General features: G+C 66.4%; 6 protein-coding genes and 1 pseudogene. 5 read left to right on the top strand and 2 right to left on the bottom strand.

What is annotated here, in order from left to right:
* Window positions 1-302 precede the first annotated feature (302 nt).
* The 4 genes from VF536_RS18720 to malG are packed head-to-tail and all read left to right on the top strand — an operon-like array spanning window position 303 to window position 5,212.
* A complete protein-coding gene (locus VF536_RS18720; RefSeq protein WP_331616372.1) occupies window positions 303-1,403 on the top strand; it encodes a sn-glycerol-3-phosphate ABC transporter ATP-binding protein UgpC in 1,101 nt (366 codons plus the stop codon).
* Entirely contained in the window at window positions 1,400-2,629 is a 1,230-nt protein-coding gene (gene malE / locus VF536_RS18715; protein ID WP_331616371.1) for a maltose/maltodextrin ABC transporter substrate-binding protein MalE, read from the top strand. The genes VF536_RS18720 and malE overlap by 4 nt, the downstream gene beginning before the upstream one ends.
* The gene (malF, locus tag VF536_RS18710; protein ID WP_331616370.1) at window positions 2,626-4,290 is read left to right on the top strand and encodes a maltose ABC transporter permease MalF; all 1,665 of its coding nucleotides are present in this window, start codon (window positions 2,626-2,628) and stop codon (window positions 4,288-4,290) included. Before malE ends, malF begins: the two co-directional genes overlap by 4 nt.
* A gap of 31 nt (window positions 4,291-4,321) precedes the next feature.
* A complete protein-coding gene (malG, locus tag VF536_RS18705; RefSeq protein ID WP_331616369.1) occupies window positions 4,322-5,212 on the top strand; it encodes a maltose ABC transporter permease MalG in 891 nt (296 codons plus the stop codon).
* Between the two features lie 155 nt (window positions 5,213-5,367).
* Here the strand turns inward: malG and VF536_RS18700 are convergent, their stop codons facing one another.
* Together VF536_RS18700 and VF536_RS18695 are read right to left on the bottom strand one after the other, a co-directional pair.
* Window positions 5,368-5,958, bottom strand: a complete 591-nt coding sequence (locus VF536_RS18700) for a hypothetical protein (RefSeq protein WP_331616367.1) — start codon at window positions 5,956-5,958, stop codon at window positions 5,368-5,370.
* Window positions 5,959-6,105: 147 nt separating this feature from the next.
* Window positions 6,106-6,459: a helix-turn-helix transcriptional regulator gene (locus VF536_RS18695; RefSeq protein ID WP_331616366.1), complete on the bottom strand. Its 354-nt coding sequence runs from the start codon at window positions 6,457-6,459 to the stop codon at window positions 6,106-6,108.
* A 383-nt stretch (window positions 6,460-6,842) separates the two neighbouring features.
* Here VF536_RS18695 and VF536_RS18690 point away from each other — a divergent pair.
* Window positions 6,843-7,498: pseudogene (locus tag VF536_RS18690) on the top strand (hypothetical protein); the annotation flags it as partial.

The following is a 7,498-nucleotide window of genomic DNA, read 5'->3' as shown; positions in this document are numbered from 1 at the left end:
CCTGCGGGCCCGGCGGCAGCGGCCGACGCGATCGCGGCGGTCGCGGCGGCGGCGGGGCTGGCCAGGGGGCGTTCACGTCGCAGCGCCTGCTCGAAGGCGGCGACCCGGTCGGGGGAGGCGGTCATCATGGAGCGAAGTATCCCTCAAGCCTTCTCAAATTCTGTAGTTTCACTACATCGGGTTATCCCGCGTTTGATTCCAAGTCATTGATTTGATGCGATTCATGAGGAGCGACCCAGGGATCGTCGCGTTGTGAATCGCCAATCAGACATGTATATTCTCTACAAACAAGGAGACACCCCGTGGCGGACGTGAAGCTGCAAGCCGTGGCCAAGGCCTATGGCGAGACCAAGATCCTGCATGGCATCGACCTGGAGATCCGGGATGGTGAATTCATGGTCTTCGTCGGACCCTCGGGCTGCGGCAAGTCCACGCTGCTGCGCACGATCGCCGGGCTGGAGGACATCACCGGCGGCGAGCTGCGCATCGGCGGCCAGCTGGTCAACGACGTGCCCCCGGCCGAGCGCGGCATCGCGATGGTGTTCCAGAGCTACGCGCTCTACCCCCACATGAACCTGTACGACAACATGGCGTTCGGGTTGAAGCTGGCGAAGGTGCCCAAGGACGAGATCGAGCGCTCGGTGCGTTATGCCGCGCGCATCCTGCACATCGAGCACCTGCTGGAGCGCAAGCCCAAGGACCTGTCCGGCGGCCAGCGCCAGCGCGTGGCGATCGGCCGCGCGATCGTGCGCAAGCCCGAGGTCTTCCTCTTCGACGAGCCGCTGTCCAACCTCGACGCCGCGCTGCGCGTGCGCATGCGCTACGAGTTCGCGAAGCTGCACGAGGACCTCAAGACCACCATGGTCTACGTCACCCACGACCAGGTCGAGGCGATGACGCTGGCGGACCGCATCGTCGTGCTGAGCGCCGGCACCATCGAGCAGGTCGGCACGCCGCTGGAGCTCTACGAGCATCCGGACAACCTCTTCGTCGCCGGCTTCATCGGCAGCCCGAAGATGAACTTCATCGAGGCCGAGGTCGTGACCGCCGGCGCCGATCACGCGACGGTGCGGCTGGCTGACGGCGCGATGATCCGCACGCGGGTCGACGCCTCGCGCGCCAAGGCCGGCGACAAGGTCACGCTGGGCCTGCGTCCGGAACACTTCGAGGTCGGCGGCGACGCCAACCTGATCGCCAGCACCGTCACCTTCGTCGAATCGCTGGGCGGCGTGACGCATGCGTACTGCGCCTACCCGGGCGTCGAGGACGCCCTCACCTGCGAATTCGACGGCAGGACGCGGGTGCGCGCGGGCGACACGTTGCAGCTGCATCTGCCGCCGGACCTCTGCTATCTCTTCGATGCACAAGGCCTGGCATTCAAGCGCCTCGGAGCGCCGGCATGACACGTCCCTTGAAGCGCGCGGCCACGCGCTCGGCGCTGGCTCGTGGCGCATTGGCAGCGGTGGCCGCCGTCGCACTGCTAGTCGGCTGCGAGAAGGTCGCGGCGCAGACGGCACCGAAGCTGCTCGTCTGGATCAACGGCGACAAGGCCTACAACGGACTGCAGAAGGTCGGCGACGCGTTCGAGCGCGAGTCCGGCGTGAAGGTCGTCGTCGAGCATCCGGTCGACGCGCCCGAGAAGTACACGCAGGCCGCCGGCGCCGGCAAGGGCCCGGACGTCTTCTGCTGGCCGCACGACCGCGTCGGCGAATGGGCCAAGGCCGGGCTGCTGACGCCGGTGCAGCCGCGCAAGACGCTCTACGACGAGGTCGAGCCCGCCGCCTGGCAGGCCTTCCGCTACCAGGGCCGCCTGTGGGGCTACCCCATCGCGATCGAGACCACCGGCCTGATCTACAACAAGGCGCTGGTGAGCAAGCCGCCCGCGACCTGGGATGACGTGATCGCCGTCGACAAGCAGCTGCGCCAGCGCGGCAAGCACGCGATCCTGTGGGACTACAACAAGAGCTTCTTCACCTGGCCGATGTTCGCGGGCGCCGGCGGTGTGATCTTCGGGCGTGACGCGCAAGGCGAATTCGACGCGCGCCAGGTCGACGTCAACAACGACGGCGCGCTGGCCGCGGGCCGGATGCTGGAGCGCCTGATCACCGACGGCGTGATGCCGCGCGGCGCGCGTTATTCCGAGATGGAGTCGGGCTTCGCCCGCGGCGAGGTGGCGATGATGATCTCCGGCCCCTGGGCCTGGGAGAACGCGCGCAAGGCCGGCATCGACATCGGCGTGGCGCCCATCCCGGCGGTGGTCGCGGGCAAGCCGTCCAAGCCCTTCGTCGGGGTGCTGGGCTGCATGATCTCGGCGCCGTCGAAGAACAAGGACCTCGCCCGCGAGTTCATCGAGCGCCACCTGATGCGCCCCGCGTCGCTGCAGGTGCTCGACGCCGACGTGCCCATCGGCGTGCCGGCCAACAAGGCCTTCTACCAGCAGCTGTCGGTGAACCCGCTGATCCGCGCCAGCATGGAGAACGCCCGCGCCGGCGAGGCCATTCCCAACATCCCCGAGGTGGGCCGTTTCTGGACCGCGATGGACGCGGCGCTGGAGGCGATCACCAACGGCCTGCAAAGCCCCAAGGACGCGCTGGACGGCGCGTCGGGCCGGATGCTGCTCAAGCAATGAACGCCACCACCGCATCGACCTCGACGCTGGCCGCCACGCTGCCGGGTTCGCCGCTGTCCGAGGCCTACACGCGACAGCCGCCCGGCGCGCTGGACCGGCTCACGAAGGCGCTGTACTGGCCGACGATGGCCGTGATCGCTCTGGCGGCGCTCTACCTCGTCTTCATGCTGTACGCGGCCGGTCTGACGAGTTGGGCGCTCGGCGTGCTGCTGCTGTTCGGCGTCGGTTTCGCCGTCTACCTGTCCAAGGCCGGCTTCGCCTACCGCTACCTCTTCCCCGGCGTGGCCGGGATGCTGCTGTTCATCGCATTCCCGCTCGCCTACACGACGCAGATCGGTTTCACGAACTACTCGTCGGCCCACCTGCTGAGCCAGGAGCGCGTGCGCGAGTTCCTGCTCGACCAGCACGACACGGCGCTCGAGGCCGTGCGCGACTACAGCGTGCACGGTGCCGGCAGCGACTTCCGCGTGGTGCTGCGCGATCCCGCGAACGGCACCGCGCAATTCGTCTCGCCACCGCTGGCGCTGCGTCAAGGAACGAAGCCGGTTGACGTCGCAATGCAGGCGACCGGGCCGGCGGACGCGACGCTGGGCACCGCGCTCACGTTGAAGGAGCTGGTCGAGCACCGCCAGGCGCTGGCGCAGCTGCGTTTGCGGCTGCCGGGTGAAAGCGGCGGCACGGCGGCCACCGGCGGCACGGGCGACGCCTCGACGCTGCGCTATCTCGGTCTGCGCGAGTTCGGCCCGATCCGCCCGCACTTCGAGGAGCAGCCCGACGGCGCGTTGAAGCGCGTCGCCGACGGCGCCCTCTTCCGCCCCGACGCGACGACGGGCTACTACGAGGGCCAAGGCGCGGCGGCGGGCACGCACCTCGCGCCCGGCTACAAGGTCATGGTCGGCGCACAGAACTACAAGCGCATGCTGTTCGACGCGGAGTTCCGCGGCCCCTTCCTGTCGATCTTCAGCTGGACGGTGGTGTTCTCGCTGCTGACGGTGGTCTTCGCGACGGCGATCGGCATGATGCTGGCGGTGCTGCTGAACTGGGAGGACCTGCGCTACCGCACGACCTACCGCACGCTGCTGTTCCTGCCCTACGCGGTGCCGGGTTTCATCTCGATCCTCGTGTTCAAGGGCCTGTTCAACCAGAACTTCGGCGAGATCAACGCGATCCTGGACGCGCTCTTCGGCGTGCGGCCGGCGTGGTTCGCGGACCCGTCGCTGGCGCGCACGATGCTGCTGATCGTCAACGTGTGGCTGGGCTACCCGTACGTGATGATCCTGTGCACGGGCCTGCTGAAGTCCATCCCGTCCGACCTGTACGAGGCCTCGGCGCTCGCGGGCGCGGGACCGCTGACCAACTTCTTCAAGATCACGGCGCCGCTGATCATCAAGCCGCTGTCGCCGCTGCTGGTCTCGGCCTTCGCGTTCAACTTCAACAACTTCGTGCTGATCGCGCTGCTGACCGACGGGCGGCCGGACTACCTGTCCACCAAGATCCCCGCGGGGCAGACCGACATCCTGGTGAGCTACACCTACCGCATCGCCTTCCGCGATTCGGGGACGGACTTCGGATTAGCCGCGGCCATCTCGACGCTGATCTTCGTGCTGGTGGCGGGGATGTCGCTGCTCAACCTGCGCCTGATGCGCAACGCCAACCGCTGACGCGGCCGGCATCGACGGACAAGGACACGACATGGCCATCGTTCGAGGCAAGCAGGCGCGCTGGCGCGTCGTCGCGGCGCATGTGATGCTGTGGATCTTCCTGGCGGTCACGCTGTTCCCGCTGCTGGCGGTGGTGTCGATCTCGCTGCGGCCGGGCAACTTCGCCACGGGCAGCCTGATTCCCACGACGATCAGCCTGGAGCACTGGCAACTGGCGCTGGGCATCCCCTACCAGGCGGCGGACGGCTCGCTGGTGCAGCCGCCCTTCCCGGTGCTGACCTGGCTGTGGAACTCGATCAAGGTGGCGACGATCTCGGCTGTCCTGATCGTGGCGATCTCGACGACGGCGGCCTACGGCTTCGCGCGGCTGAAGTTCCCGTTCAAGGCCAGCATCCTCAACAGCATGCTGCTGCTGCAGATGTTCCCGGCGGTGCTGGCGCTGGTGGCGATCTACGCGATCTTCGAGACCATCGGCACCTTCGTGCCGTGGCTGGGCATCGAGACGCACGCGGGCGTGATCGTGGCCTACCTGGGCGGCGTGGCGACGCACATCTGGACCATCAAGGGCTACTTCGAGACCATCCCCGTGGAGATCGAGGAGAACGCCAAGGTCGACGGCGCGTCGCACTGGCAGGCCTTCCGGCTGGTGCTGCTGCCGATGGCGGTGCCCATCCTGATGGTGGTGTTCGTGCTGGCCTTCATCGGCTGCATCATCGAGTACCCGGTCGCGTCGGTCCTGCTGCGCGAGGAGTCCAACCTCACGCTGGCGGTGGGCTCGAAGTACTTCCTGCACGATCAGCGTTTCCTGTGGGGCGACTTCGCGGCCGCGGCCGTGCTGTCGGGCCTGCCGATCACGGCGGTGTTCCTGCTGGCGCAGCGGTGGATCGTGTCGGGACTGACGGCGGGTGGGGTGAAGGGCTAAAGGACGCGCGCCATCGTTCGTCCGGGGGGCTCCGCATGATCGGAGAACGGCGCAATGACTTCGGCGTAGTGTGCGCGTGGCGCGCTCGCACGCGCCGGCATTGTTCAAAGAGCGCATTGCCTCGAGTTTCGCGAGCCCGGTAGCTAGCGGCGGTTTCACGCCACGACGCTCACTGCTTCGAGAAGCGCAACGTCAACCGTAAACTCGTTCTCTTGCAGCCAATCGCTGCTGTGCGAAGCTGGGCCGGCAACGATTGCGGCAGCTGGGACGTTGGCCGTCAGCACGACCCCACCAGTTCCTACACTGTTAGGGCCAGCGGCGAACATTTCAGCTATGGAAAGCCGATCGGTCCAGCCGTAGCCGATGCGTCCAGTTCGATACCGACCGAGGTTCTCTCCTCTAAAGAGCTTCAAATCCGGCCCTTCGTACCGAGGAAGCCATGCGCGGGCAGCGGCAAGCATCAGACGGTCGTCATCCACGAGCCCACGTATGAAATGGTGGCTGACGTGCCATTGAGTGTGGAACCGAGCGCGGACCTTGGGCGAAGGTGGTGATGTGTTCGCAAGCAAATCAAACAGCGCGCGCCACTCGGCCTGATGCTGCAGCCGCGACGAGCTTTCGAGCAGAGGAATCACGTCCCACCCGGCCAGGATGTGAACGAGCAGCGGGGGACACAAAGCCACGTCTGCTTGGCCAACCTCGGACTCTAGTTTCGCAAGCGCCATCTGGTCTCGCAGAGGTCGCATGGTCATCCTCTCTTGCCGGCCGCCGTCACACCGCCAACTCAGACACGACGCGCTGAACCAAGCCGATTCCAATGTATATCGTGGCCTTTGCTCTCAAGTCCGCACGGCTGGCCTGTGGCGCGTTCATCGGGTTATGCACTTGCAAGCCTAGCCAGATGCCTTGGCGTGCGCCGCGTTCGCCCGGCTGGCTCGCAATCTAGGCGCAGACAATTTCGGTTCGAGTCCGAGGTCCTGAAGACGCCGACCAACATGATCGTCCGCTGCCAGTTTTTCGAAGTCGCCAGACAGGCCCAGGCTTGCGAGCACGCGGAGATACGTTCCCAGCGTCACGCCTCCATCACCCACCTCCACCTTGTAGAGCGTGGTGCGGCAGATTCCGGCCCGCGCCGAGACGGTGGCACTGCTGAACTTGCGCCTTAGACGTGCGAGCTTGATGCGCTCGCCCAAGAGGCTAAGCATGCGCTGCTCCTGCGGAAAGATGGTCGGCGGCTTGCTCGGCATGCATGTTCACTGTTCTGGACAAGACAGTCGCATTTTGTCCAGAACGCTGAACATCGCCATCTCTGGAAGCATCCGCGATATGACGGCGCGCAAGGAACGTCGAAATTCAGCCCCTCGCGAGGCCCCACATCTGATCGGATCGCAACCTCCGAGCGCGTTCCCAGACCATCAAGCCCCGTGCGCATCTCAACCCGTTCACCGTGTGCGCATCGCTTCACGTAACTTTGCGAAACACGCCGGCCCTTGCGGCGCAAGGGCCCTCACGCGGCCTTGACGCGCGGGGTCACGGATCCGTCATGCGTGATTTCTAGAGTGCGCGGCGTTTCGAACGGTCTCCTCCCGGAGCCTTCGAGCACAGCAATCGCCACCACTCCAGGACTCCCATGCGACACAGCAAATCCACCGCGCTGAACGCCTCGCTCACCCTCGTTGCCGCGGCCATCCTGGCCGCCTGCGGCTCCGACAGCGACACCCAGACGCCGAGCGTCACGATCAACGGCGTCGTCACCGCCACCAGCTTCACCGCCGGCAGCGTTACCGATCCCAAGATCGATCCCGCCTACTACGTCGGCGCCAAGGTCTGCGTCGACACCAACGCCAACGGCGTCTGCGACACGACCGAGACCCCGGTCGTCACCGACGCCAAGGGCCACTTCTCGCTGACGATGCCGGCCAACGCCGCGCTGATCGCCGACATCGGCACCGACGCCACCCTGTCCACCACCGGCGCCAAGGTCGCCAGCCGCGACGTGCTGCGCGCGTCGCTGGACCAGGTCATGGAGCAGGCCGGCAACGTCGTCATCAGCCCGCTGTCGTCGGAAGTGCAGCGTCTGGTCGAAGCCAACGGCACCAGCTACGCCGTCGAGAAGCAGACCGTCGCCACGCGCATCGGCGTGTCGCTGGCCAACGTGCTGGCCGACCTTGCTCGGTCAGATCCTGACTGGCGGATCTGTTGTCTGCGCTACTTCAACCCGGTCGGCGCCCATGCAAGCGGACGGATCGGAGAGGATCCGTCGGGAACCCCGAACAATCTCATGCC

The organism is Roseateles sp., from assembly GCF_036486225.1.
GTDB lineage: Bacteria > Pseudomonadota > Gammaproteobacteria > Burkholderiales > Burkholderiaceae_C > Roseateles.
This window is presented reverse-complemented; position numbering and strand designations above follow the sequence as displayed.

What these genes read in the sequence shown, in the direction of transcription:
- VF536_RS18695 (WP_331616366.1), bottom strand. Translation starts at nt 6,459, where the DNA reads ATGCCGAGCAAGCCGCCGACCATCTTTCCGCAGGAGCAGCGCATGCTT.
- malF (WP_331616370.1), top strand. Translation starts at nt 2,626, where the DNA reads ATGAACGCCACCACCGCATCGACCTCGACGCTGGCCGCCACGCTGCCG.
- malG (WP_331616369.1), top strand. Translation starts at nt 4,322, where the DNA reads ATGGCCATCGTTCGAGGCAAGCAGGCGCGCTGGCGCGTCGTCGCGGCG.
- VF536_RS18700 (WP_331616367.1), bottom strand. Translation starts at nt 5,958, where the DNA reads ATGCGACCTCTGCGAGACCAGATGGCGCTTGCGAAACTAGAGTCCGAG.
- malE (WP_331616371.1), top strand. Translation starts at nt 1,400, where the DNA reads ATGACACGTCCCTTGAAGCGCGCGGCCACGCGCTCGGCGCTGGCTCGT.